23 protein-coding genes are annotated in these 26181 nt (G+C 63.0%); 19 read left to right on the plus strand and 4 right to left on the minus strand.

Annotated features, from left to right (window positions below; all coding sequences use genetic code 11):
- Positions 1 to 124 precede the first annotated feature (124 nt).
- The 3 genes from L8K08_RS28435 to L8K08_RS28445 all read left to right on the plus strand — a co-directional run bounded on the left by L8K08_RS28435 (position 125) and on the right by L8K08_RS28445 (position 2158).
- A complete protein-coding gene (locus tag L8K08_RS28435; RefSeq protein ID WP_145163311.1) occupies positions 125 to 604 on the plus strand; it encodes a cysteine hydrolase family protein in 480 nt (159 codons plus the stop codon).
- Entirely contained in the window at positions 601 to 1182 is a 582-nt protein-coding gene (locus L8K08_RS28440; protein WP_242201626.1) for a GNAT family protein, read from the plus strand. The genes L8K08_RS28435 and L8K08_RS28440 overlap by 4 nt, the downstream gene beginning before the upstream one ends.
- Positions 1183 to 1252: 70 nt before the next feature.
- Positions 1253 to 2158, plus strand: coding sequence for an alpha/beta hydrolase (locus L8K08_RS28445; RefSeq protein WP_242201629.1), 906 nt, complete (start codon positions 1253 to 1255; stop codon positions 2156 to 2158).
- Between the two features lie 140 nt (positions 2159 to 2298).
- On the opposite strand, the gene L8K08_RS28450 is transcribed toward L8K08_RS28445, so the two are convergent.
- On the minus strand, positions 2299 to 3267 hold the full coding sequence (locus L8K08_RS28450) for a helix-turn-helix domain-containing protein (RefSeq protein WP_145163300.1): 969 nt from the start codon (positions 3265 to 3267) through the stop codon (positions 2299 to 2301).
- A gap of 89 nt (positions 3268 to 3356) precedes the next feature.
- On the opposite strand from L8K08_RS28450, the gene inhA reads away from it, so the two are divergent.
- Entirely contained in the window at positions 3357 to 4037 is a 681-nt protein-coding gene (gene inhA / locus L8K08_RS28455) for an isonitrile hydratase (RefSeq protein WP_242201631.1), read from the plus strand.
- Between the two features lie 9 nt (positions 4038 to 4046).
- On the opposite strand, the gene L8K08_RS28460 is transcribed toward inhA, so the two are convergent.
- The gene (locus L8K08_RS28460; RefSeq protein WP_145163296.1) at positions 4047 to 4676 is read right to left on the minus strand and encodes a LysE family translocator; all 630 of its coding nucleotides are present in this window, start codon (positions 4674 to 4676) and stop codon (positions 4047 to 4049) included.
- A gap of 171 nt (positions 4677 to 4847) precedes the next feature.
- Between L8K08_RS28460 and L8K08_RS28465 the strand changes: the two genes are divergently transcribed.
- From L8K08_RS28465 to L8K08_RS28535, 15 genes are all read left to right on the plus strand, one after another.
- Positions 4848 to 5363: a sigma-70 family RNA polymerase sigma factor gene (locus L8K08_RS28465; RefSeq protein WP_242201634.1), complete on the plus strand. Its 516-nt coding sequence runs from the start codon at positions 4848 to 4850 to the stop codon at positions 5361 to 5363.
- Complete coding sequence (locus L8K08_RS28470; protein ID WP_242201637.1) at positions 5350 to 6300, plus strand: FecR domain-containing protein; 951 nt, start codon at positions 5350 to 5352, stop codon at positions 6298 to 6300. The genes L8K08_RS28465 and L8K08_RS28470 overlap by 14 nt, the downstream gene beginning before the upstream one ends.
- 105 nt (positions 6301 to 6405) lie before the next feature.
- Positions 6406 to 8892, plus strand: coding sequence for a TonB-dependent receptor (locus L8K08_RS28475; protein WP_242201638.1), 2487 nt, complete (start codon positions 6406 to 6408; stop codon positions 8890 to 8892).
- Positions 8893 to 9321: 429 nt separating this feature from the next.
- Positions 9322 to 10761, plus strand: a complete 1440-nt coding sequence (locus tag L8K08_RS28480; protein WP_242201640.1) for an undecaprenyl-phosphate glucose phosphotransferase — start codon at positions 9322 to 9324, stop codon at positions 10759 to 10761.
- Positions 10761 to 12221, plus strand: coding sequence for a mannose-1-phosphate guanylyltransferase/mannose-6-phosphate isomerase (locus L8K08_RS28485; protein WP_242201643.1), 1461 nt, complete (start codon positions 10761 to 10763; stop codon positions 12219 to 12221). The genes L8K08_RS28480 and L8K08_RS28485 overlap by 1 nt, the downstream gene beginning before the upstream one ends.
- Before the next feature lies 1 nt (position 12222).
- The gene (locus L8K08_RS28490; RefSeq protein WP_242201645.1) at positions 12223 to 13134 is read left to right on the plus strand and encodes a glycosyltransferase family 2 protein; all 912 of its coding nucleotides are present in this window, start codon (positions 12223 to 12225) and stop codon (positions 13132 to 13134) included.
- A gap of 29 nt (positions 13135 to 13163) precedes the next feature.
- Entirely contained in the window at positions 13164 to 13940 is a 777-nt protein-coding gene (locus L8K08_RS28495) for a polysaccharide biosynthesis/export family protein (RefSeq protein WP_145163281.1), read from the plus strand.
- A gap of 14 nt (positions 13941 to 13954) precedes the next feature.
- Positions 13955 to 15946 carry an exopolysaccharide transport family protein gene (locus tag L8K08_RS28500; protein WP_242201647.1) on the plus strand — a complete coding sequence of 664 codons (1992 nt, stop codon included), beginning with the start codon at positions 13955 to 13957 and terminating at the stop codon, positions 15944 to 15946.
- The gene (locus L8K08_RS28505) at positions 15946 to 17136 is read left to right on the plus strand and encodes a glycosyltransferase (protein WP_242201649.1); all 1191 of its coding nucleotides are present in this window, start codon (positions 15946 to 15948) and stop codon (positions 17134 to 17136) included. Before L8K08_RS28500 ends, L8K08_RS28505 begins: the two co-directional genes overlap by 1 nt.
- A complete protein-coding gene (locus tag L8K08_RS28510) occupies positions 17126 to 18454 on the plus strand; it encodes a cellulase family glycosylhydrolase (protein ID WP_242201651.1) in 1329 nt (442 codons plus the stop codon). The genes L8K08_RS28505 and L8K08_RS28510 overlap by 11 nt, the downstream gene beginning before the upstream one ends.
- 8 nt (positions 18455 to 18462) lie before the next feature.
- A complete protein-coding gene (locus L8K08_RS28515; protein ID WP_242201653.1) occupies positions 18463 to 19671 on the plus strand; it encodes a glycosyltransferase family 4 protein in 1209 nt (402 codons plus the stop codon).
- On the plus strand, positions 19662 to 20765 hold the full coding sequence (locus L8K08_RS28520) for a glycosyltransferase family 1 protein (protein WP_242201655.1): 1104 nt from the start codon (positions 19662 to 19664) through the stop codon (positions 20763 to 20765). Before L8K08_RS28515 ends, L8K08_RS28520 begins: the two co-directional genes overlap by 10 nt.
- A complete protein-coding gene (locus L8K08_RS28525) occupies positions 20762 to 22195 on the plus strand; it encodes an O-antigen ligase family protein (protein WP_242201657.1) in 1434 nt (477 codons plus the stop codon). Before L8K08_RS28520 ends, L8K08_RS28525 begins: the two co-directional genes overlap by 4 nt.
- A 2-nt stretch (positions 22196 to 22197) precedes the next feature.
- Positions 22198 to 23607: a murein biosynthesis integral membrane protein MurJ gene (murJ, locus tag L8K08_RS28530; RefSeq protein WP_242201659.1), complete on the plus strand. Its 1410-nt coding sequence runs from the start codon at positions 22198 to 22200 to the stop codon at positions 23605 to 23607.
- A 22-nt stretch (positions 23608 to 23629) separates the two neighbouring features.
- Positions 23630 to 24685 carry an acyltransferase family protein gene (locus L8K08_RS28535; RefSeq protein ID WP_242201661.1) on the plus strand — a complete coding sequence of 352 codons (1056 nt, stop codon included), beginning with the start codon at positions 23630 to 23632 and terminating at the stop codon, positions 24683 to 24685.
- A gap of 108 nt (positions 24686 to 24793) precedes the next feature.
- Here the strand turns inward: L8K08_RS28535 and L8K08_RS28540 are convergent, their stop codons facing one another.
- Both L8K08_RS28540 and L8K08_RS28545 read right to left on the minus strand, forming a co-directional pair.
- The gene (locus tag L8K08_RS28540; RefSeq protein ID WP_106580031.1) at positions 24794 to 25372 is read right to left on the minus strand and encodes a DUF4174 domain-containing protein; all 579 of its coding nucleotides are present in this window, start codon (positions 25370 to 25372) and stop codon (positions 24794 to 24796) included.
- A gap of 164 nt (positions 25373 to 25536) precedes the next feature.
- The gene (locus tag L8K08_RS28545) at positions 25537 to 26169 is read right to left on the minus strand and encodes a glutathione S-transferase (RefSeq protein WP_242201663.1); all 633 of its coding nucleotides are present in this window, start codon (positions 26167 to 26169) and stop codon (positions 25537 to 25539) included.
- Positions 26170 to 26181: the final 12 nt, after the last annotated feature.

Below are 26181 nucleotides of genomic sequence, written 5' to 3' on the forward strand. Positions count from 1 at the left end.
GCGAGCAAGCCCGCTCCCACAGGTGATCGGGTTCAGCCTCCAGCTGTTGATTTTGATCTGAGGCGCCTCGCTGAACCCCACAGCGTGCACAATGGGCATCCCCCGAGCTGCGTTCAGGAACCCCATGCGCCAGGTATTGTTGATCATCGACGTGCAACCTTCTTTCAATCCACCCGCGTGGCTGGTCGATGGCATCAACGCCCTGCTCGGGCGCCTACCCTCGGTGGCCACTGTGGAGCGCCACGACGAAAGCATTACCCCCTTTGTCCGCCAACTGGGCTGGCAACCCGCGCCGGATGACGACAGCCTGATCGCAGCCGAGCGCATCTTCATCAAACACGGCTATGCGCCGACACCCGAAACCCTGGACTACCTGAAAAGCCTGGCGCCGGAGCGCGTGCTGGTGTGTGGCCTTCAAACCGATACGTGCGTGCTGGCGGCCGGGTTCGCGTTATTTGACGCCGGCTTGCAGCCGACGCTGATCAGCGATTTGACCGTGGGCTCGTCGCTGGACCGGTCGGGAACACTGGGCGTGGATTTGTGGCGGCACCATTTTGGATGCGTGATTGATCGGGCTCAGGTGATGGCGACGACCGCCTCATGAGCCCATTCCCGACGCTTGCCACCCAGCGCCTGCGCCTGCGCGAACTGCGCGCAACCGACGCCCCCGCCCTGTTCGCCATCCACCGCGACACCATCAACATGCGCTGGTTTGGCGCCGATCCGATGACCGACCTCGCCCAGGCCTACGCGCTGATCGACACCTTCGCCCAGTGGCGCACCCAGCCCAACCCCGGCACACGCTGGGGGATTGAACGGGACGGCGAACTGATCGGCAGTTGCGGCCTGTTCAAATGGAATCGCGCCTGGCACAGCTGCGCCCTGTCCTGTGAACTGGCGCCCGCCGCCCGTGGCCAGGGCTTGATGAGCGAAGCGTTGCGGGCAATGCTCGATTGGGGCATCGCGCACATGCACTTGCATCGGGTTGAAGCCTTGGTGCATCCGCAAAACACCGCGTCACTGGCGTTGTTGGAGCGCCTGGGCTTCATCGCCGAAGGGACGTTGCGAGAAGCCGGGTTCTGGAATGGCCAGCGGCATGATCTGATGGTGCTGGGGTTATTGACGCAGGCATTGCATCGGGTTGCGCCAGGTCGGGCTGGACAAGTCAGACGACTGCCTTGATTTACACCCCGTACCGTCACGGGTTTGAGCTAGAGTGGCCGCTACTTTGGCCAGTCGATAAGTGCCCCTCATGACTACGCTCGCCCCGCTGCTATATGTCCGTACGCCGATGCTGGAAATCGCCTACGAAGCCCACGGCCCCGAAGACGGCGAACCGGTGATCCTGCTGCATGGTTTCCCTTACGACCCGCGTGGCTACGATGAGATCGCGCCGGCCCTGGCCGAACGCGGTTGTCGGGTGTTGGTGCCTTATCTGCGCGGTTATGGCCCGACGCGGTTTATCAACGCTCAGGTGATGCGCTCCGGCCAACAGGCGGCGTTGGCCAAGGACCTGCTGGATTTCATGGATGCCCTTGGCATCGCGCAGGCCACGCTCGCCGGTTACGACTGGGGTGGACGCGCCGCGTGTATCGTCGCCGCTCTATGGCCGCACCGAGTGCGCGGGTTGGTGACCGGGGATGGCTACAACATCCAGGACATTGCCAAGTCGCTTGAACCGAGCGCGCCGGAAACGGAGCATCGGTTGTGGTATCAGTTTTACTTTCACACCCAGCGTGGCGTGGACGGTCTGAGCGCCAATCGCCGTGAGTTCTGCGAATTGTTGTGGCGGCTGTGGTCGCCGACCTGGGCTGAGGGGCCGGGGCTGTATGGCCACACCGCACCGTCGTTTGACAACCCGGACTTTGTCGACGTGGTGATTCACTCCTATCGGCACCGTTTCACCTACGCGCCGGGCGACCCGGCGCTGGAGGCGATCGAGCAGGCACTGGCCGCGCAACCGCCGATTTCGGTGCCGACGATTTCGCTGTGCGGCGCTGATGACGGCGTAGGCCCGGCCCCAGCGGTGGATGACGACGAGGAACATTTCAGCGGTATTTACCGACGCGAAGTCTTGTCCGGTGTGGGCCACAACATTCCTCAGGAAGCGCCACAGCCCACCCTCAGAGCAATCTGCGAATTGCTGGATCGGGCCTGAACGTTACCGGGCAGCTTTGATCCTGAAACTGAACACGCTGCCCTGCCCCTCCACGCTTTCTGCCCAGATCGTGCCGCCGCTTCGATGATGCCGTGGGAAATGTACAGGCCCAGCCCGCTGCAAAATGTGTACATTTTCGCTCAAGTCGGTGCGCAGAAGCGCTCACGGTAAGCCTGGGGCGTGACTTCCAGTGCCCGCAGGAAACTGCGCCGCAGGGTTTCCTCGCAGCCAAAACCGCACTGCACCGCGATACGTTTGATCGACGCCGTGCTGTCGGCCAACTGCCGACGCGCGGTTTCTACGCGGATCAGCTCGACTGCGCGCGCCGGGGTCTGGCCGGTTTCGGCGCGGTAGTGCCGCACGAAGCTGCGTTCGCTCATGCCGGCCTGGGCGGCCAAGGTGGGAATATTCAGATCGAGGGTGAGGTTTTCGGCCATCCAGGCGTGCAAGTCGGCAAAGCGGCTGTCGCCCTTTTGCAGGGACAACGCCACGCTGTATTGCGCTTGCCCACCGGGGCGTTTAAGGAACACCACCAAGTGCCGCGCCGCTTCCAGGGCCACGGCGCGGCCCAGGTCTTCTTCCACCAGGGCCAGGCACAGGTCGATGCCGGCCGTCACGCCGGCGGACGTCCACACCGAGCCTTGCTGGATGAAAATCGGATTGGCCTCTACCGTCAGCGACGGAAATTTGCGCGCCAGTTCCTCGCAGCGTGTCCAGTGGGTGGCCACGCGGCAACCATCGAGCAAACCGCTGGCGGCGAGCAGGAAAGCCCCGGTGCACACCGAGGTCATGCGTCGGGTGTGCCGGGCTTTTTGCGTGACCCAATCGACCAGCGCGGCATCTTCGGCGGCGCCATACACGCCCCAGCCGCCGGCGATCACCAGCGTGTCGCACGGCGCGTCGGCCGCAGGCAGCGGCTCGGCCACCAAGGCCAGGCCCGCAGAGGTCATCACCGGTTCCGCCTGGGCGGCGATCACCGACACCGCATAAGGCAGCGGCTGGCCGCGCTGGCGCGCCAGGTCATTGGTGGTGGCAAACACCTGTAATGGCCCGGTCACGTCGAGCACCTGGGCGTTATTGAAGGCGAGTACGTGAATGGTCCGGGTCATGTTGGCGTAATCTGTGGGCTCAATGGCGTATGCGCCAAAGCCTAGGCCTCTAGAGTGAGGCCGTCTACCCCTTTATCGGAGCTTCATCGATGACCTTGCAGATTGGCTTTGTGTTGTTCCCCGGTATCCAGCAATTGGACCTCACCGGCCCCTACGACGTGCTGGGTTCGCTGCCGGATGTGCAACTGCATCTGGTGTGGAAAGACCTGGCGCCGGTCACCTCCAGCACCGGCATGGTGTTTACGCCGACCATGACGTACGCCGACTGCCCACGCCTGGACGTGATTTGCGTGCCCGGCGGTGCCGGCGTCGGCGCCTTGATGGAAGACCCGCAAACCCTGGATTTTCTCAAGGTCCAGGCACAGACCGCACGCTACGTGACCTCGGTGTGCACCGGTTCGCTGGTACTCGGCGCGGCGGGTTTGCTGCGCGGTCGCAGGGCCACCACGCACTGGGCCTATCACGACCTGCTCGCCCCACTCGGCGCCATTGCGGTGCAAGCGCGCGTGGTGCGTGACGGCAACCTGCTGACCGGCGGCGGGATTACGGCAGGAATCGACTTTGCCCTGACCCTGGCCGCCGAACTCTACAGCGAGGCCGCGGCGCAACTGGTGCAGTTGCAGATCGAATACGCGCCCGCCCCGCCGTTCGATTCGGGCAGCCCGCAGACCGCGCCCGCGCACGTACTGGAAGAAGCCAGGAAGCGTACGGCCGAATCGCGTCGCGTGCGCGGCGAGGTCGTGGCACGGGCGGCAGCTCGGTTGGGTTGAGGTGCCCTGTCAAGCTGGCCGAGACATCAGCGCCAGCCGCGCGGCCAGCAGCATGAGCACCGTCGCCAGGCCCCATTTCTGGAGCCTGGCGCTCTGTGCGCGGCCGGCAAAAAAGCGCCTGAGCGCGCCGCCAAAAATCCCCAGCAACGCATGAAACACACCGGCAATCAGTGTCAGAACGCCGCCCAGCATCAGCAGTTGCAGCGTGATGGAACCGGCCTGCGGCCTGACGAACTGAGGCAAAAACACCATGAAAAACAACAGTGCCTTGGGGTTGAGCAGGCTGTTGAGCATGGCCTGCGCAAACACACGCCCCAGGCGCACGCGCTTCACCTGGGCAGCGTCCAGGCTCGGGCTTTTCTGCAAGGTCTTGACCACCAGCCACAGCAGGTAAATGACGCCGGCATAACGAATCACATCAAACGACGGCGGCCAACTGGCGACCAGTGCCGTGACACCGGTGGCGGTCAACGCGGTCAGCAGCAGGTCTGCGACGCAAATCCCCAGGCTTGAGGCCACGCCACCGCGCCAGCCATAACTCACGCCATGGCTGATAACAAACGCCATGTTCGGCCCCGGCGATAGCAGCAGCAACACCACCGCCCCTGAAAAAACCAACAAGGTTGAAAGATCGATCATGCTCAAGCCCTGCGCCGTAAAAGCCTGCAGGCTAATCGGCCAGCCTTGCGCGCACAAAAAATTGTGCTGGATACATTCTTTGCTCACGACGGCACCGGGCGATTGCTCGTGACCACAACCAGCGTCTAGAATGCGAAACATTATCAATTGAGACTGTTGCGCAGGATGCCCATGTCGAGCGACCCCCCTCTGGACCCTGCCACCCTCGGCCAGCTCTACCAGGCTCATCACTCCTGGCTGCGCGGCTGGTTAAGCCGGCGCACCGGCTGCCGTGAACACGCTGCCGACCTGGCGCAGGAAACCTTCATGCGCCTGCTCATCGCGCGCAAACAGCAAACCTTGCAGCAGCCGCGCGCTTACCTGAGCAGCATCGCGCGCAGTCTGATGATCGACCAATACCGGCGCCGCGAACTGGAACGCGCCTACCTTGAGAGCCTCGCGCACTTCCCGGAACTGCAAGTGCCGTCGGAGGAGACCCGGCTGCTGATCCTCGACAGCCTGGAGCGCATCGACCGCTTGCTCGACCAGCTCAAGCCACGCGTACGCGAAGCCTTTTTGCTGGCGCAACTGGATGGCCTGACGTGTGCGCAAATCGCCTTGCGCCTGGGCGTGTCCAAAGCCACCGTTGAGCGCGACCTGTCCAAAGCGCTGCACGCCTGCTACCGGTTGCGGTATGCCGAACGTTGACCCGCGCCTGCTCGACCAGGCTATCCAGTGGATGATAAAGCTGCGTTTCAACGTCGCCGATGACGCCAGCACCGCCGCGTTCGAGCAGTGGTTGCAGACCAGCGCCGAGCATCAGCGGGTGTGGCATCGCGTAGCGAGCATGCATGATGAGTTTGCCCAGGTTCCCGCTCGCGTCGGCCACCATGCGCTGGATGGCGCGCGCCGACGCATCAGCCGCCGGGAAGGTTTGAAAGTGTTGGGGCTGATGGCTGGCGCCGCCGGGCTGGCCTGGCTCGGTCGCGACTACACACCCCTGCCCGCCTTGCTGGCCGACTACCGCACGGCCACCGGCGAACGGCGCTGGGTCACATTGAGCGATGGCAGCCAGGTGCAGCTCAACAGCGCCAGCGCGATCGACACCGCCTTCACTACCGAGCGGCGCCAGCTGCAGCTGCTTCAGGGCGAGATACGGGTCAATAGCAGTGCCGACAGCCGGCCGTTGTGGGTACAGACCCGCGATGGTTTTCTGCGCGCCCTCGACACGCGGTTTCTGCTGCGCGAAGCCTCTCAAGGTACCTTGCTCGATGTGCAGCACGGCGTCGTGGGGGTGTATGCCGACAAGCATTCATCCAACCCCCGACATATCGTCAAGCCAGGTGAACACATACTGTTCGACCGCCACGGCATTCGCCCATCGATTGCCAACGGCCTGGATCCCTGGGCCTGGAGCGACGGTGTGATCAGTGCCCACAACATGCGCCTGGACGACTTCCTCGCCGAACTGAGCCGCTACCGCAACGGCCTGGTGCGTTGCAGCGAAGCGGTAGCCAGCCTGCGCGTGTCGGGCACGTACCAACTGGACGACACCGATCAGGTGTTGAGCCTGGTGGCGCAATCGTTGCCGGTGAGCATTCACTACCGCAGCCGCTACTGGGTCACTGTCACGCCTCGCGTGTAAGTGCTGAAAAATAAATGAGGTGAATGCTCATTGCCGCTCGACCTGTAAGGAAAGGCCGATCAACAGGCCGGTGTTGTCCACTTCCTTCAGGAGCATTCCGCGGTCATGCAAGCGTTTCCTTCCCAACGTTCTTCCCTCAAGCGCACGGTGCAGGCCGCCGTGCTCGGCGCCTGCCTCAGCGGAGGTGGCCTGCCCTCGGCCGTGATGGCCGACACACCTGCCGTCGATAATCAGGCGCGCGATTGGCACATCGCTCCAGGCGCCCTGGCCAACGCGCTGGATCAGTTCGCCCGCCAGGCCGGCATCAGCCTGTCGTACGACGCCACCAGCGTCGCCGGCAAGTCCAGCCAGGGCCTCACCGGCAACCTTGACCGCGAGCAAGCGTTGAACCAGCTGCTGCGCGGGCAACACCTGCAAGCCCAGCGCCAGGGTGCAAGCACCTGGCTGTTGCTGCCGCAAATGGCCGAATCCGGCGCGCTCAACCTGAGCGCCACCACCGTCACCGGCGCCCGTGCAGGGGCCACCACCGACGGCACCGGCGCCTACACCACCGGCGCGGTGACGATCGGCAAAGGTGAACACAGCCTGCGGGAAACCCCGCAATCGGTCAGCGTGATGACCCGACAATTGATGGACGATCAGAACGTCACCACCATCGATGACGTCATGGAGCGCACGCCGGGCATCACCACCTATGAGTCACCCATGGGCGGCAAGTATTTCTACTCCCGGGGTTTCAAGATGCTCGGCCAGTACCAGTACGACGGCGTGCCTCTGGACATGGGCAAGGACTACGTACAGGCCGACAGCTTTACCGCCAACATGGCGATTTATGACCGGGTGGAAGTGCTCAAGGGTGCAGCCGGCATGCTCAAGGGCGCGGGCACCGCCAGCGGCGCGGTGAATTTTGTGCGCAAGCGGCCCCAAGCCAAACCCACCACCAGCCTGTCGCTGTCCGCCGGCACCTGGGACAACTACCGCGCCGACCTCGACACCGGCGGCGCACTGAATGACAGTGGCACCGTGCGCGGCCGCGCGGCCGTCAGCCAGCAAACGCGCGGGTCGTATATGGATATCGCCAAGCGCCAGGACCAGGCGGTCTACGCGGCGCTGGATTTCGACCTCGACGCCGACACCACCCTGGGCGTCGGCGCCAGCTATGAAGACGTTGATGCCTCGCCCTGCTGGGGCGGCTTGCCGCGCTACAGCGACGGCAAAAGCGCCAAGCTCAGCCGCTCCACCTGCCTGGGCCAATCCTGGAACGACTGGCAAAGCCAGCGCGCCACGTTCTTCGCCGACCTCACCCACCACTTCAGCGATGACTGGAAACTCAACGTGGCGGCCGTGCACAGCCGCAACCTGCAAGGCATCAAATACGCCGCCAGCGAAGGCACCATCGCCTATGGTAACCCGGCACCGACGGCCAACTCCTACGCGGCCTTGATGGATTACGACCACCGCGACTTCGGCCTCGACGCCTACCTGGACGGCAAGTTCGAAGCCTTCGGCCTCGCACACGAACTGATCATTGGCGCCAACGGCAGCCGGGGCACCCAGGATGATGTGTATGCAATCCAGAACCTGCCGACGCGCGTGAACATCTACCAGCCCGACCACCACCTTGCGGAGCCCGCCAACGATACCTTCTGGCCCAACATGTACCGCGGCGGCACGGTCAAGGAAACCGCCACCCAATACGGCACCTACGCCACGTTGCGCCTGCGCCTGGCCGAACCGTTGTTATTTATCGTCGGCAGCCGCGTGAGCTGGTATGAAAACCGTCGCCAGTCCAACAACCTGGCCTGGGGCGAATGGGCCGTGCAGGATGCGCGCACCCGGGAAACCGGCGAAGTCACACCGTTTGCCGCACTGATTTATGACCTCGACGAACACCTCTCGGTGTACGCCAGCTACGCCGATATCTTCCAGCCACAAAGTTCCTACGCCACGGTCGACGGCGCGGCACTCAAGCCGCAGATCGGTGACAACTACGAGCTGGGGATCAAGGGCGAATGGTTCGAGGGGCGCCTCAATAGCTCCCTTGCGCTGTTTCGCGCCGTGCAGAAAAACACGGCTGAAACCGACTACCTCAGCGTCTGCCCGACGTCCTCCGACGGTTATTGCTACAGCGACACCGGCAAGACCCGCGCCCAGGGTGTAGAAGCCGAAGTCAGTGGTGAATTGCTCGAGCGCCTGCAGGTGTTTGGCGGCTACACCTATACCCAGACCAAATCCCTGAAGAACATCGACAGCGCCGTGGAAGGTGGCGTGTCCAACAGCTACGTGCCCCGGCATATGCTGCGCATGTGGGGTGACTACCAACTGGATGGCGCGCTGTCGAAATGGAGCGTGGGCACCGGCGTCAACGCCCAGAGCAGCAACTACCGCGTGCAGGGCATCAAGCTCGAACAGGCCGGTTATGCGGTGTGGAGTGCGCGCCTGGCCTATCGCGTAGACGACACCTGGACCGTGGCGCTCAACGGTAACAATGTTTTCGACAAACACTATTATCAAACCGTGGGCACCGCCGCCTGGGGCAACTTTTACGGTGAACCGCGCAATTTTACCCTGAGTGTGAAAGGCAACTTCTAACCCTCGATGTCCCCGGTGGCAGGCATTTAGGCGCCCTGCCACCGCGTCCTTGTCCCCTTTTCCTACCTCTATTCGAAAAAGGTTTGTGCATCTGGCAGGAAAATTCTCACATTTGTTCCTACACTCAAAATCACACCTCTTCACCGCGTGTTCGAGCAAGGAAAGTCAATAAAATGCGACGAAAAACTCAGCTTAACGTGTCTGGCACGCAAGCTTTGCGCCACAGTCAACAAATTGACTGAGTAACAGAAAAGGAACACTCCTTAAGTCACTAGCCCCGCAAGTTTCCTTCATTTGGATGGTTCACTTGGATGAAATAGTTGCGTTTTACCCAGAGTAGCCATCGTTCGACTTGCCCTCCTTCACGCAGCCTGCTGCCGATGGACCAAACAGCCGAATAGTAGGTCTGGAGTGCAATGAGGGATGTTTATGCGAGAAAAGTCTTCAGTCGATAGCCTGTTTCTGACCCGCGCTGGTTTTGTTGAGTTTTTTGTTGTTTTCGTCAAGTTGATCCATGGCCTGACTGCCATCTTGCCGCCATTGGTGTTGGTGCTGTTCCTCGACCCACTGGCTCCCGAGCTGCGTTCCCACTTCCTTGGTCTGCTGCTGTTTTTTGCGATCATGACCATCATTCTGTTCCAGGCTCTGGGCATCTATTCCGAAGAGCTGTTCAGCAATCGCCTGCGCCTGCGGGCCAAGATAGTCGCCTGGTCGGCAGCGTTCTGCATCTTGCTGTTCATGTACCAGATCCTGCAGTTCTTCCCGCAATTGACGCCGCGCAACCTGGTGGCGTGGTACTTCGCCAGCCTGGCGCTGTTCGGCATTGAACGCCTGGTGATGCTGCGCCTGTACCGCAACCTGATGCGCAAGGGCAAATACCTGCAGCGCACTGTGATCCTGGGCTTCACCGACACCGCCGTGCACGTCGCCGATCACCTGCAACGCAATGGCGATATCCGTTCCGGCCTGATCGGTTTTATCGACGACCGCACCGAGCGCATCCCCAAGGAATTGAGCAGCCTGCCCTTGCTGGGCAACACCCGCGACCTGGAAAAACTGATCCGCGCCGAGCAGGTCAACCAAGTGATGATCTGCCTGCCCTGGGCTGCCGAGCAGCGCATCCATGGGCTGGTCAATCGGCTGCGCCAGTTGTCGGTGAACGTCATGCTGGTGCCCGACATGGCCGCGCTGCGCTACGGCCACAGCCGCATCACGGACGTGGGCGGCATCCTGATGTTCAACACCTCGCAGCTGCCCTTGCGCGGTTGGTCGCCGGTGATCAAGCGCTGTGAAGATTTACTGCTGGCGAGCATGGCCCTGGTGGCGCTGTCGCCGGTGATGCTGGCAACGGCGATTGCGATCAAGCTCGACTCCAAGGGGCCGGTGCTGTTTCGTCAGAACCGTTATGGCTACAACGACAACGAGATTCGCGTGTTCAAGTTCCGCTCGATGTTCACCGACCAGAGCGACTTTACCGCCGAGCAACAGACCACCCGCAAGGACCCGCGCATCACGCGGGTGGGCCGCATCATTCGCAAGACCAGCATCGACGAGCTGCCGCAGTTGTTCAACGTGCTGCAGGGCAACATGTCGATGGTGGGCCCGCGCCCGCATGCCACCGCGACCAAGGCTGCCGGCGTTCCGTTCGAAGTGGCGGTGAGCGAGTACAGTTCGCGGCATCGGGTCAAACCGGGCATCACCGGGTGGGCGCAGATCAACGGCTACCGGGGTGAAACCGACACCCTGTACAAGATCCAGAAACGTGTCGAGTACGACCTGGAGTACATCTCCAAGTGGTCGGTGTGGTTTGACTTGTACATCGTCTTCATGACGGTCCCAGCCGTCCTCTCCACCAAGGAAGTCTATTGATGAATACCCTCAACGGATTAATTCCCTGCATTATTTCCGGTGGTTCGGGCACGCGGCTGTGGCCGGTGTCGCGCCAGAACATGCCCAAGCCTTTCATGCGCATGCGTGACGGCCAGAGCCTGCTGCAAAAAACCTTTCAGCGCGCCGCCAAACTGCCCGGCGTGGAAAGCGTGCTCACGGTGACCAACCGCGACCTGCTGTTTCGCACCCTGGATGACTACCGCGTGGTCAACAAGGCCCACTTGCCTCTGGACCTGTTGCTGGAGCCGTTCGGGCGCAATACCGCGGCGGCCATTGCGGTGGCGGCGCTGCATGTGCAGGAACATTTCGGTGATCAGGCGCAACTGTTGGTGATGCCCGCCGACCATCTGATCCTCAATGAAGTCGCGTTTGCCGAGGCCGTCACCCAGGCCCGCGACCTGGCCGAAGCCGGTTATCTGGTGACCTTCGGCATCCAGCCCGACCACCCGGAAACCGGCTTTGGCTACATCGAAAAAGGCGACGCGCTGGGCACCGGCAACCGGGTCAAACGCTTTGTCGAAAAACCCGACCAGGCCACCGCGCAAGCCTACCTCGACGGCGGCAAACACCTGTGGAACGCCGGCATGTTCTGCTTCAAGGCAAGCACTCTGGTGGAGGAACTCACCGCCCATGCCCCCGACGTGCTGACGGCCGCCAAAGCCGCACTGGACCATAGCCAGAGCCTGCAAAACAAAACCTCGCGCCAGCGCGAACTGGACTCGGACGCCTTCGGCAGCGCACCGGACATTTCCATCGACGTGGCGCTGATGGAAAAGTCCCAGAAAGTCGCCGTGGTGCCCTGCGACATCGGCTGGAGCGACATCGGTTCCTGGGAGGCGCTGCGCCAGCTCACGCCCAGCGACGCCCACGGCAACCAGGTCAATGGCGAAGCGATTTTGCATGACGTGCACAACTGCTACATCGACTCGCCCAAGCGCGTGCTTGGCGCCGTTGGCGTACACGACCTGATCATTGTCGACACTCCGGATGCGCTGCTGATCGCTGACGCCAACCGCAGCCAGGATGTGCGTTACATCGTCGCCGAACTCAAGCGCCAGAATCATCCGGCGTACAGCCTGCACCGCACCGTCACCCGGCCGTGGGGCACCTACACGGTGCTGGAGGAAAGCAGCCGCTTCAAGATCAAGCGCATCGTGGTCAAGCCCCAGGCGTCACTGTCGTTGCAGATGCACCACCACCGCAGCGAACACTGGGTGGTGGTCAGCGGCGCGGCGCAGATCACCAATGGTGAGCGCGAATTCCTGATCAACGCCAACGAGTCCACGTACATTCCGGCCGGGCACAAACACCGCCTGACCAACCCCGGCATCATCGACCTGGTGATGATCGAGGTGCAGAGCGGCGAGTACCTGGGCGAAGACGACATCGTGCGCTTTGACGACATCTACGGGCGTGCCCCCGCAGAAGTGAAAAAGTGACATGCGCACCTCGTTGATCATCCCGACCCGCAACGCGTCCAGTCACCTGGCGCGGCTGCTGCCTGCGCTGAACATGCAGACGCTGCAACCGGACGAAATGCTGGTGGTCGACAGCGCTTCCAGCGATGACACCGTGGCGCGCTTTCGCGAGTTCGGCGCCCGGGTCGAGGTGATCGACGCCCGCGATTTCAACCACGGCGGCACACGGCGCTGGGCCAGTGAACAGGTGAACGGCGAGGCGCTGATCGTGATGACCCAGGACGCGATCCCCGCAGACCCCGAGACCTTCGCCAACCTGCTAGATGAGCTGCAGCAAGATCCGCTCAACGGCGTGGCCTACGGCCGCCAATTGCCGCACCCCGGCGCCGGTGTGCTGGGCGCGCAGTCGCGGCACTTCAACTACCCGCCACACAGCCGTAGCAAGCGCCTGGCCGATGCGCCGCAGTTGGGGATCAAGACCTGCTTCAGCTCCGACTCGTTTTGCGTGTACCGACGCAGCGCCCTGCAGGCGGTCGGCGGTTTCCCCGCCGATGTGATCGGCAGCGAAGACGCCTACGTCGCTGCGCGCATGCTGCTTGAAGGCTACACGGTGCGCTACGCCGCCACGGCGCGGGTGTACCACTCCCACGATTACCGACTCATGGATGAGTTTCACCGCTACTTCGACATTGGCGTGTTCTACGGTCGCGAGCCGTGGATTCGCCAGGCGTTTGGCGATGCCGGCGGTGAAGGTAAACGCTATGTACTGGCTGAGCTCGCGGCATTGCGCGCAGCCGGTGCATTGCACCGCGTACCCGAAGTACTGGTGCGCAGCGCGTTCAAGTTGCTCGGCTATCGGCTGGGCCAACAGGAACGCCGGCTCCCCCTCGCCCTCAAGCGGCGCATCAGCATGTTCCCCGGTTATTGGAGGTGAGCAGCATGACTAACAGGAAGTCCGCCCTTATGAAAAAAACCGTGCTCCTCCTGGCCGTGATGGCCTTGGCCGCCTGCAATACGCCGGCACGCATTGTCCCGCCGGATGACAAGACCGTCGAGGACGGAAAGCGCGCCCTCGACCAGTTGGCGCAGCTGCCGCCGGCCGTGGAACGCATCCGCATCGGCGATCAGCTGCGGATCGTGCGCGATGCCGGCGAGATGCCGACGCTGTCGGCGTTCAACGTCAGCACCATTTATGAGCTGACGCTGTACACGGTGCAGACCGACGGCAAGATCAACTACCCGTTCCTGGGGCCGATCCAGGTCGCCGGGCGTCAGCCATCGGAACTGGCCGCGGAGCTGAGCAACAAGCTCGCGCCGGTCTACCGCGAGCCGCGGGTGACGGTGAACATCAACCAGGCGCCGGGCAATTCGGTGATCGTCGGCGGCGCGGTGAATAACCCGACGGCGGTGCAACTCGGCACGGCCAACACCCTGGAGCAAGCGATTGTCGGCGCCGGCGGGGTGAACCCTTCGGGCAATGCCAGCATGGTCGCGCTGCTGCGCGAGGATGCCCAGGGCGCCTACCACGCCTACTTCCTGGACTTCAGCCAATACCTCAAACCCGGCCCGAACGGGCGTAAACCGGTGCACCTGCAACGCGGGGATGTGGTGTTCGTGCCTAAATCCAACGTCGGCGAGCGCATCCAAGGGGTGGATACCTACTTGAACCAACTGATCCCGTTCACCAAATCCATTGGGGTTGGTTACAACTACACCAAAACCAGCGGCGGCAATAACTGAAGGAGCGACATCCCATGATCGAGATCCGTTCTTTTCGTGATCTTCTGCGCCTGTTCTTCATCTTCCGGCATGAGTTCAAACTGGCAGCCATCGCGGCGCTGGTGATCATTTTGCTGGGGGCCTTTTTGCTGCCCGCCAAGTACGAATCCACCGCGCGCCTGCTGGTCAAGCCGGGACGCGATTCGACCTTGCCCATCGAGATCAGCAACCGTCAGGCACTGGTCATGCCCAGCACCCAGCGTGACCCGATTGTCGACGAGGAGCGCTTGCTGACCGGTCGCCCGATCGTGCGCACGGTGGCCGAGCATTACCTGGAAGTCATCGCCAACGCGCCGCCGCCGGAAGGCTTCTGGAAGCGCAGCAAGTATTACGTCAAGGAAGGCGTGGGCGCGGTGTTCGACGGTATTCGCGTGGTGCTGGAAACCGTCGGCATCCTCGAAAAAACCACGCCGGTGGAACGCCTGGCGGCGAGCCTGGAGAAAAACTTCGAGGTCAGCCATGCCGTGGGTTCCACGGTGATGGACATCAGCTTTACCTGGGGCGACCCGCAAATCGCCCAGCAAGTGGTCAAGGATTGGGTCGACACGTACATCACCGAACGCACCCAGGCCCTGGGGCGCAAGAGCCTCTACGCCTTCTATGAAGGTCAGGTGAACACCAGCGCCACCGAGATCAAGAGCTACAAGGAGCAAATCCTCAAGCACTTGAACGAGATCGGCGCGGCAAGCATCACCGATCGCCTGGAGGACTTGTCTGAGCGCATCAACGTGTTGCGCGGCGAGACCTTCAACACCACGCGCCTGATTGCGTCTTCCGACAGCGCCATCCAGAGCACCCGCGACCAGCTCAAGGGTCAGCCCAAGGAAGTCACCACGGTGCGCCAGATCGCACTGAACCCGCAGCAGCAGGATTTGCGGCGCCTGCTTAACCAGAAGCTGCTGGAAAAGGCCGACATGATGCGCACCTACACCGACAACGCGCCGCCCGTCAAAGCCCTGGACGCGTCGATTCTGGCGATGCAGGCCCAGGTCGCGAATGAAAGCAACACGGTACAGGCCTCGGAAAACCGCGCGCCGAACACCTTGGAAATTCACTTGCAGCGCGTGCTGCTGGACGAGTCGAGCAACAACCTGGCCCTGCGCACTCAGCTTGTGCAACAGCAGAAACAGCTGGTGAACCTCGAAGCCCAGCGCAAGCAGGCCCTGGAGATTGAACCGGAACTGGCGCGTCTTTCTCGCGAGCTGAGCGCCACCGAGCGCAATTACGCGCTGTACGTGGACAACCTGGAAAAATCGCGCATCGACCGTGAGCTCGATAGCAGCCAGATCAGCAACATTGCGGTGATCGAAGAAGCCACCCTCAACCCTGGCCGCATCTTCCCGAAAACCCTGCTGATGCTGCTGTTGGCGATCCCGTTTGCCATCGTCGTCGGTTTGCTGGTGATCTACCTGTGCTACCTGCTGGACCAGCGCATTCACGATGGCGGGCTGGTGGAGCGCAAGTTCGGCCTGCCCCTGTGGACGACCTTGCCGGAGCTGGACACCAGCACCGCGCAGAGCACCAACGCGTTCAATGCGAGCATTTACCGCCTGTACGGCTTGCTGCAACTGGACCGCGTGGCCGAGCAAGGCCTGACCCTGGGGTTGACCTCGGCGCGCCACGGCGAAGGGGTGACCTTTGTGGTGGAGCAACTGCGCCACTTGCTGCAGGAAAACGGCATCAGGGTGCGGGTTGGCGGCGTCGAACCGGCCGCCCCGGGCGAAGTGGTACTGCTGGACGCCTCTGCACTGCTGGACAACCGCGACGCCTTTATCAACCTGCGTCGCGCTGACCTGATTGCCCTGGTGGTGGAAGCGCAGAAAAGCACAGTGCCGGTGGTGGAGCACGCGCTGTCGATCCTCAACACCGCGTTTGGCAAGGTGGACGGCATCATCATCAACCGGCGCAAATTCGAAGTGCCGGCCAGGGTGCTTAAAACCATCGCCAAATACCGGGGGGCGTTCTGATGCACATCGCCCTGCTCGCCCCTTTGCCGCCGGAGAAAAACGGGATCGCCGACTACGCGAACCACTTCAAGACGGCCCTGGAGCAGCTGGGCGTGACGGTGGCGACACCGTTGAGCGGCGTGGAAGGCAACAGCGAAGCCATCCGCCAGGCCATCGCCGCCTTCGACTGGCGCAGTGTGGAGCTGGTCCACGCCGAGCTGGGCGGCGGCCGGCTGGGGGAGTTTCTGGCCCTGCGCGAGCTGCGCAAGGCCTACCCCGAATTGCCGCTGACGGCGACCGTGCATGACCCTGAGCGTATCGTCTGGCGACGCGAGCAGCTGCCCTTCCCGCTGAACCTGCTGGAACGTTTGCCCAGCCCATTGCCGCAAGCGGCAGTGGTGCTGGCCGACCCGCTGACCTTGCGCGAAGAACGCCATGTGGCCCAAGGCCTGACGCGGCTGATCACCCTCACGCGCCTGGGCGCCGATTGCCTGAGCCAACGCATGCAACTGCCGGCCGGCAAAGTGGCGGTGATCAACCACGCCAACCTGGCCATTGCTCCCGCGCCGTTACCGGCGCTGGACACCCTGCACCTGCTGTACTTCGGTTTTATCTACCGTGGCAAAGGCATTGAAGACCTGCTGCAAGCGCTGGCCGACGTCTTCAAGCAAGCCCCCGAATTGCGTGACCGTGTGCGCCTGACCCTGGCCGGTGGCACTGCCGCCGAAATGGCGTTTGGCGCGGGCGGCAACTACCTTGAGCAGCTCAACCGCCAGATCGCCGAACTCGGCCTGGTGGGCGCCATCGACTGGCGGCTGAACTTGCCAGCCAGCGAGATTGCACAGACGATCCAGGCGCACCACGTGATGGTGCTGCCGTATCGCGAATCAAAAAAACTCGGCCTGCTGGGGCGCCAGCGCGGCACCAGCGGCGCGCTGTCCTGGGCCGCTGCGTGCGGCCGCGGGGCGATCACCTCGGATGCGCGTGCGTTTGCCGAAGAAGTCGCCAGCGGCAACGGCGCGATCTATCCCCAGGGCGATGTGGCGGCGTTGAGCCAACAACTGCTGCGCCTGGCGCGCACGCCATCGCTGGCCCGCGACTGGGCCGAACGGGCCGGGGAAATTGGCCGCGAACGCCTGTGGCCGTTGACCGCGCAGAAGTTCAAGCACCTCTTTGAGCAGGCGATTGCGGGAGCCCCTTATGCCGCGTAAACGGACCTACCTTGCGACCCTTGCGGTGATTGCCGCACTGGGCCTGACGGCCTTCCTGTGGGGCCGCCAGGCTGACGCCGAAAACCATGTACTCAAGGGCAACAAGGTGGTGGTGTGGAAGGATTTTCTGGGCGTGAACGCGCAGTTCCTGTGGTTCAGCCCGACGCTGTATCAACGGCAGATCGACCGCCTCAAGGCACTGGGCCTGGAATGGGTACGCCTGGATTTGCACTGGGATCAGCTGGAGCCGGTTCAGGGCCAGTATCAGGTCGCAACCCTTGATCAACTGGTCGGCAACCTGCAAGCCAATCAGCTCAAGTCGGTGTTTTACCTCGTCGGTTCGGCGCCCTTCGCGACCACCGCGCCGGCCGGTGCGCCCTATCAGGACCAGTACCCGCCCAAAGATCTGAACGTGTTCGCCAACCGCATGGCGCTGTTGTCGCAACGCTACCCCAGCGTCAACGCGTGGCAGGTGTGGAACGAGCCTAATTTGCTCGGCTTCTGGCGCCCGGTAGCCGACCCCGCTGGCTACGCCGCCTTGTTGACAGCCACCGCATCGGCTTTGCGCGCGGTGGATGCGAACAAACCGGTGGTGGCTGCCGGCATGGCGTTTTTCAGCGAAATGCCCAACGGCCAAACCATGCTCGACGCCCTCGGCGCCCAGGGTGTGGCCAGCCTGAACACGGTGATTTCCTACCATCCCTATACGCAACTGCCCGAGGGTAACGACCCGTCCAACCTGGACTTCATCGCCAAAACCACCGCGCTCAACCAGACGCTGCGCAATAGTGGCGTGCAAACGCTGTGGAGCACCGAGTGGGGCTGGTCAACCTACCCCGGGCCAAAAGACGCCCAGGACCTGATCACCCTGCAGGGCCAGGCCGATTATGTGGTACGCCGGGTGGCCCTGATGAGCGCGATGGATTACGACCGGATTTTTCTGTTCACCTTGAGCGACCTCGACCAGCGCGCCAGTGTGCGTGACCAGTTCTATGGCCTGCTCGACATCGACGCCAACCCCAAGCCGGTCTATACCGCCTTGAAGAACTTCCTCGATGTGAGCGGGCCGCAGCTCACGCCCGGCGATCCGCCCGCCGCCGACCAATTGCCCGATGGTTTGTTCAGCATCGGCTGGACCCGCGCCGACGGCCGCAAACTGTGGTTCTTCTGGTCGGCCGAAGGCGGCAACGCGCACTTGCCTGGCCTCACCAGCGCCACCCTGTACGACCCGCTGCGCGGCACGCAAACCCCGGTAAGCGGCACCCATGGGCTGACCGTCCCGGTCAAGTCGAACCTGCAAATTCTGTTATGGGACTGAAGCCCGCCATGCGCATTTTATGGATCCTGCCCTACTCGCCCTGGCCCGCCACCAGCGGCGGCAAGACGCGCCAGTTTCATCTGCTGCGCAGCCTGGCCGCGCGTGGACATCGAATCACCTTGCTGCTGCATGATAAAAACCCGGTGTCACTGACCGATCACCAAGTGCTGGAGGCCTTCCTCGAGCAGGTGATCGTACTGCCGCGCCGCCCACTGCGCAGCGTGAAAACCCTGCTGGCCGGCCTGTTTGCACCGTACCCACTGCTGGCCAGCGTCAACGGTCTGTCGGGCGCGCTGCAGGACACGTTCAATCAATTGCTCAAAGAGCATTGGGATGTGGTGCAGATCGAGCACACCTACACGTTCCAGCCTTATGAAGATGCCCTGGCGCGCCAATCGCAGCCGTTCGTGCTGACCGAACATAACGTTGAATCGGCGCTGGGCGCGGCCACTTACGACCGCCTGCCGCGCTGGGCGCTGCCCTTCATTCGCTACGACCAATGGCGCTACAGCCGCTGGGAACACCGCGTGATGCGCCAGGCCGCGCAGGTGGTGGCGGTGACCGAAAGCGATGCCCAGGTGCTGGCCGAAATCGCCGGCAAACCAGTGCCGGTGGTGGTCAACGGTGTGGACTGCGATCACTTCGCCGCCGCCCGACCCGACCCGTCGACGCGCCGCGTGCTGTTTCTGGGCAACTATGAATACGCGCCCAACGTGGATGCCATCGAGTGGGCCCTGGATGAAATCCTGCCCAAGGTCTGGGCGCGCTGTCCGGATGCGCGCATGAGCGTGTGCGGGTTTGGCATGCCCGGCAGTTGGCGCGAGCGTTGGAAGGACCCGCGCATCGAGTGGCAAGGGTTTGTCCCGAACCTGTTGAACCTGCAATCAAGTTGTTCGGTGTTTCTGGCGCCGTTGCGCCACGGCGGCGGTTCCAAGCTCAAAGTGCTCGAAGCCCTGGCTGCCGGGTTGCCCTTGGCGAGTACCGAACAAGGCGTGTCGGGCCTGGACCTGATTGAAGGCCTGGATTACCTCGGTGGGCAAACCGCCGACAGCCTGGCAGACGCCGTGGTACGCCTGCTGCAATTTCCCGACGCCGCCGCGCCCATGGGCGAAGCGGGCCGCGCTTATGTACGCCGGGCGCATGACTGGAGCGTGGCCGCCAGCCAGCTGGAACAGGTGTACGCGACGCTCAATCAAAAGGAGCCCGCATGCGTATAGGCCTGGATTACCGCACCGTCGGCACCTCGCCGCAATCGGGGATCAGCCGCCAGGTGTACGCCCTGGAAAATGCCCTGCGCACGCTGCCGGGTGTGGAACTGGCGCGGTTTACCGTGGCGCCGCTGGGTGATGAAACCCGCTTGCAGGCGCACTGCCCGGCCTGGGGCTGCGCGAAAACGGCGATGCACCAGCCGCACAATCGGCTGCGCTTCGAGGCCGGTTTTCTGCCAACAGCCTTGCGTGAACAACAGATCGACCTGTACATCAGCACGTTCAATATGGGCCTGCCGTTGCCACCCAAGCCCAAAGGTTTGCGCACCGTCGTGCTGCTGCATGACCTGTTCCAGATCACGCTGAACAACTACCACGCCAACCGCCTCAAAGCGCTGATCTACAAGACCAGCGATCGGCTTTCGATTGCGTACGCGGTGCACAGCGCCGACCGCGTGTGGACGCCGTCACAGTACAGCGCCGATGAAACCGCGCGGCTGTTTCCCAAGGCGGCGGGCAAGGTTCGCGTACTGCCCAATCAAGTCGACAGTTTTGTCGATCTGGCAGCAGACCTGACGGCGCGTGACCTGCCCGAGCATTACTGGCTGCTGGTGGGCACGCGTGAGTTGCGCAAGAACGTGCCGTTTCTGGTCGACGCCTGGCAGCAGGCCCGCAGCCTGTCACCCGCCGTGCCGGCGTTGGTGCTGGTAGGCAGCCTTGAGCATTTGCCCGAAACCCAGCGCAACCTGCCGGGCATTCGCGCCTTGAGCGGCGTCTCGGATGCCGAGTTGCACGCGCTGTACCGCCAGGCCTCGCGCCTGTGGCAGCCGTCCTATGCGGAAGGTTTTGGTCTACCCGTCATCGAAGCCCTGAGCGTCGGCACGCCAGTGGCCGTGGCCAGCGGCACCTCGCTGGATGAAATCACCCCGCCGTCTGCTCCTCGCTTCTCGCCCACCGACGGCCCGGCGCTGGTGCAATTGATGCTGGCGCTGGCGGATCGTCCGACTGAAGAATCACCCGAACAACGCACGCAATGGGCGCAACGCTTCAACCATCAGGCCTATCGCCAGCGCCTGGCTGAACTGATCGAGGAATTGAAATGAGACTCTCCCTGGCAAGCCTCGTCGCGATCCTGTTCGGCCTGTTGTTCGGCGCGCTGGCCCTGATGCTGTCACCGGCCAAGGCGTTCCTCGCCGTGATCGGCCTGGCCGCGGCCGTGACCATCCTGCGCTTCCCGTTCTGGGGCTTGCTGCTGTTCGCCGGCGTCGCGACCTTCATGCCGTACTCGACCATCAACCTGGGCATTCGCAGTACGGTGAGCGAGGCGATCCTGGCGCTGACCTGGGGCGCGGTGCTGTGGCACAGTTTTCTGTCGCGCGTGCCCGACACGCCGAGCCTGTCGCGCCGCCCCACCGACCAGATGCTGCTGTGGCTGATGCTGTTCAGTGTGTTCCCGTTCATCGTCGGCCAGGTCACCATCCACGCCGACACCAGCGGCGTGGCCAACTGGCTGCGCTGGTTGCTGAGCCTGTCGGCGGTGTACCTCTGCGCCAAGTTGCTGACCGACTACAAACACCGCGAATCACTGGTGATCGCCTTGCTGCTGGGCACGCTGGCGATGCTGGTGCTGTCGATTGCGGTGTTTGTGCGCACGCGTTCGGGGGCGGGCATTGCGCCGATCCTGGCGCTGTTCAACTACGGCAACTTCGACATGTTGAAATTCGGCCTGGAGGCGATGTCATCGCGCATGGGCTCGCCGTGGATGCACCCGAATGCCATCGGCGGGATCATGGCGCTGCTGCTGCCGTTGGCGTTCTGCTACGGCATGACCGAACAAGGCTGGAAGCGTGGACTGGGCCTGGGCGTGGCGTGCCTTGGCGCCGCCGCATTGCTGTTGGCCAGTAGCCGTGGCGCGATGGTCAGCCTGGCGCTGGTGCTGATCTGGATGGCGACGCGGCGTGTGCCCTACACCGGCAGGCTGTTGATGATCGGTGCGGCGCTGACGGTCGCGCTGGTGATGGCCTATCCGCCGCTGCAGGACCGCCTGGCGACGATTTTTTCATCGGACAACGCCAGTACCGAAATACGTTTCGACGAATACCGCATGTTCCCGCAGGCCGTGGCTTCGTACCCGTTCGGCATCGGCTTCAAGGTCGACCCGCCAGTGCCAGGCACGCATTTGCTGGGCATCTCCAACCTGTGGCTGAACTTCATCTACAAGACCGGCATTGTCGGCATGCTGCTGTTTATCGCCGTGACCGTGCGCTGGTGGCGTGAAGCACGCCCGCAAAAAGGCCCGATCCGCCTGACCAAAGACAACGCGCTGTGGCTGGGCAGCACTGCCGGGATTCTGTCGGCGCTGGTCAGCGGGTTGTTTGACCACTACTTCAGCTTTGCCGTGGTGATGGTGGCGCTGTTCTGGCTGATGGTCGGCCTCAATGTACTGGAGGCCCACCGGCTGTTCCCGGCGCGTCTGCCGCAAGTCAAGACAGTGGCTTACCGCAAGCCGGCGCTTGACGGCGCACGGCTTTAATCATGCTTGGCTCCGCCGTCTGGCTGACGCTTGCGACCCTGCTGGGCCTGTGCCTGGGGTTCGCCCGCGAGTGGCTGCTGGTGGCCGCCTGGGGCGCGGGCGAGCGCAGTGATGCGTTCCTGATCGCGCTGTTTTTGCCGGAGGCGTTGCGCATGTCGTTGGCCGGTGGCGTATTGAGCGCCGCCGCGCTGCCGCTGTACCTGCAACGCAAGGACGACGAGCGTCTGAATTGGCTGGCGGTGCTGTTTCCCGCCTTGATGCTGATTGCGTTGGTCACCAGCCTGCTGCTGACGCTGTTGGCGCCGTGGCTGGTGCAGTTGCTCGGCCCGGGGCTGGCCGCCAGCGCCACCGCACTGGCGGCCAGCAACCTGCAGATCGTTGCCTGGTGCGTGCCGGGTTTGATGCTGCATGCGCTGTTCAGTATTCCGTTGCAGGCCAGCGAACGTTTTGTGCTGGCGGGGCTGGGGTCGCTGCTGTTCAACCTGCCGCCGGTGACGTACCTCGCCGTGGCGGGCACGGCCACCCAACCTCATTCTCTGGCGCTCGCCTGCCTGGCCGGCAGCCTGTTGATGCCGTTGGCGTTGCTGCCCTCGATCTGGCGCCAGGGCTGGCGGCCGTGGCGCTGGCAACTGAGCTTTACGCCGCTGCGCGAACTGGGCCAGCGCATCGGCCCCCTGCTGTTGAGCAATGGCGCCAGCCAGGGCTTGGCGCTGATCGAGCGACTGGTGGCGTCGCTGCTCGGCGAAGGGGCGGTGACCTGGGTCAACCTCGCCCGCAAGCTGATGAACCTGCCGTTGATCGCGCTGATGAGCCTCAACCAGGTGCTGCTGGGCATGATGAGCCGGCGCCAGGGCGATGAGCGCCTGGCCCTGCTCAAGCGCGGCCTGGAGACCGCCAGCGTGCTGACACTGCCGGCAGGCGTCGGCCTGGTGGCCGCGGCGCCAAGCCTGGTGGCGTTGCTGCTGCCCAAGCAATCGGCGGATTCGCCGCTGCCGTTGTTGCTGGCATGGTTTGCCGTGCCGCTGGTGTTCGGCGCCTGGAACGCCCTGCTCGCACGCTATGCCTACGCGGCTGGCGACACGCGCCAGCCGCTGCGTTGTGAATTGCTCGGCAGCCTGGTCAATGTGCTGCTGCTGGGCGCCCTGCCCTTTGTGTTTGGCCTGGCGGGTATACCGCTGGCCGCGCTGGCCGGGGTGATCTGCACGGCCTTGCTGCTGATGCAGCGCCAGGGGTTGCTCGACGCCCTGGCGTGGGCGCGGCATTGGCTGCTCAGTGCGGTGGTGATGGGCGTGGCAGCGTGGGTGTTGTTTCCAATTCAAGGCGTATGGCTGCAGCTGGGGCTCAGTACCCTGGCGGGCATGGTGATGTTGCTGGGCATGGGGCTGTGGCTGAAGCCGTGGCGCAAGGCGTGAACGACCGATCGGGAATAGTCAGATGAAGCATCGTTGGATTCAGATGGATATCGCCAGGGGCATCGGCATCCTGGTGATCGTGTTTGCCCACAGTTGGTTCGTGGCCACCTCGCCGGACCTGCTGTATCCGATCCTCGCTTCGTTCATCTTGCCGGTGTTCTTTTTCCTCTCTGGCGTGCTCTTCAAACCCGAGCAACCGTTCGTGGAGATGGCGGTGCGCAAGGCTGACGGGCTGCTCAAGCCGTTTTTCTTCACCATGCTGGTGTATGTCATCGTGCGCGCCCTGCTGCGCGGCCAGCCGCTGCTGCCGGATATCGGCGGCGTGCTGTATGCCTCGGTGGACACCATTCCGTGGCAGGCCATGTGGTTCCTGCCGCACTTCTGGGTGGCGATTCTGTTCAGTTGGGTGATGCTGCGGTTGATCCAGCGCCTGAAGCTGTCGTTGTGGGTGACCGGCGTGCTGATCGCGGCGCAACTGCTTCTCGGGGTTTGGCTGCTGCCGTTGTTCTGGCAGTTGCCGGTGACGCTCGGCGGTCAACACTGGGTGCTGCCGGGGCTGCCGTTCAGCCTGGATATCACCTTGATCAGCAGCACCTACTTCATCGTCGGCTACCTGGCACGCGATTGGTTGCGTACACATTCGGGATCGTGGCTGACGTGCCTGGTCTCGGTCCTGTTGTTTGCTGCGGTGTTCATTCCCACGTGGGACACCATGGACCTGGCGCAACGTCGCTACGACAGCTGGCTGTGGACCAGCGTGCTGGCGGTGATCGGCGTGTACGGATGCTGGGCACTGGCGCGGGTACTGATGGTGTCGGCCCTGCTCACTCGGGCGATGACCTACATCGGTCAGTCGACCCTGATCCTGTTGATCTTCCATGGCGAAATCCAGCACAAGACTGTCGACCTGCTCGAACGCCTGGGCCTGCATTCGCTTCTGGCGGCGTGTGTGGGTCTGGTAGTGGCGGTGGTGGTGCCGTTGATGATCGGGGAAGTGATCAAGCGGGTGGCGTTCCTGCGGTTTTTCTACTTTCCGTTTCCGGTGCGCAAAGCCGTCAAACCTTCAGAAAACCACTAAACCCCTGTGGGAGGGGGTTTGCTCGCGATAGCGGTGGGTCATTCAAAGGTGTTTTGACTGACATTCCGTCATCGCGGGCAAGCCCGCTCCCACAGGGGTTATGTAGGTTCAATCATCAAGCTGTGGCGCGGCGGCCTTGCTGCCGGCTTTGGCGGGCTTGGCCGCTTTTGCGCCTTTGGCGGGCGCGGCGGGTTCTGGCTCTGCAGGCGCGGCAAGCTCTTTTTCAGCCATGGGCATCTGGTCGATGGCGCTGAAGAATTCCTTCAGGTCGAGGGTATCCGGCGGCACGGTTTTTTCGAGTTTCTTCTCGCCGTCCTTGCCGACCAAAATCACTTTGGTGCCACTGCCGGCGCCGAGCTTGAGGGCACGGATCAGCGCGTTGGTTTCAGGCGGCGTGAGCTTTTTGTTGTCCTTGGCGTCCTTGGCAAATTTCTCGCCTTCGGCACCGATGCTGCCGAACTTCACGGTGTAGAACACCATGCTGCGCTCTTCAAAGGACTGCTTGTTGGCAGGCTCATCCAGCTGTTTTTTCAGGTTCGCCAATGCTTCGTTTCCGGAGTCAAGTTCCACCACCACCAGCGGACGCGACTTGCCCAAGTCCTGCTTGAGCGGGTTGATATCATCCGCGGCCAACAGCGGCCCCGTAAAAGCCATCAAGGTAGCCAGGGTCAGCGACCGGATGAGCATGCGCACCTCCTTTGAATTCCATGCAGGGTTCTTGAGTTTCATGTCTGCGACAGTCAATTTCAAGGATGATTCCTACACCTCGTTAAGAAGCGTAGGTCAGGAAGCCTGCTACGCAAGGGGTTGGGCGCGTGCCACGGTGATTGTTTCTTCTGATTGCGGAAACATTAAGAGACGCCCCATTCCGGCCAATGCCGCGCAAACACGGGCGCCACGACAGGGTCGGTATCCATCTGCGCCAACGTCTGGGCAAAGCCGGGCGCCAGGTTGCTCAACACCTCGCGCGCCGCGTCCCAACGCGACACGGCTGCGGCCATGATGCCCAGTGCATTCGGCACCTGATTGGGGGCGAACAACTGGTCGGCGAACTGCTGGGCGAACACCACCCACGCATGGTGCAGATAGCGCCGCGTGCCGGTGGTCAATTGCGTCTGCGCCGCTTCATCCGCGTTGCCCGGCCAGCGTTGCGGGTAGTCAATGATGCCGATGGCCGAGTAGCAATTGGCAGCGATGTACACCAGGCCGCGCAGGATCTGGGCGCGGTTGCCGGCAAGGAGATCCGAGGCGGGAAATTCCAGGCCCAGGTGGATCAGGATGGCGGCGCTTTCGGTCAGCACCTGGCCATCGGGCGTGACCAGCGTGGGGATTTGTTTGAGCGGGTTGATGCGCGCGAGGGCTTCACTGCCCTCGCCATCTGCCCAGGAACTGGCGTCGATGCGACGCCACGGCACCGCGCAACGTTGCAGGGCGATTTCGATCATGCAGGAGCCGGATTCATCAATGCCGTAAAGCGTGTACATGGGCGTTTGCTC

Source organism: Pseudomonas sp. TREG-RG-20F-10-E-6-01, from assembly GCF_022662455.1.
Classification (GTDB): domain Bacteria; phylum Pseudomonadota; class Gammaproteobacteria; order Pseudomonadales; family Pseudomonadaceae; genus Aquipseudomonas.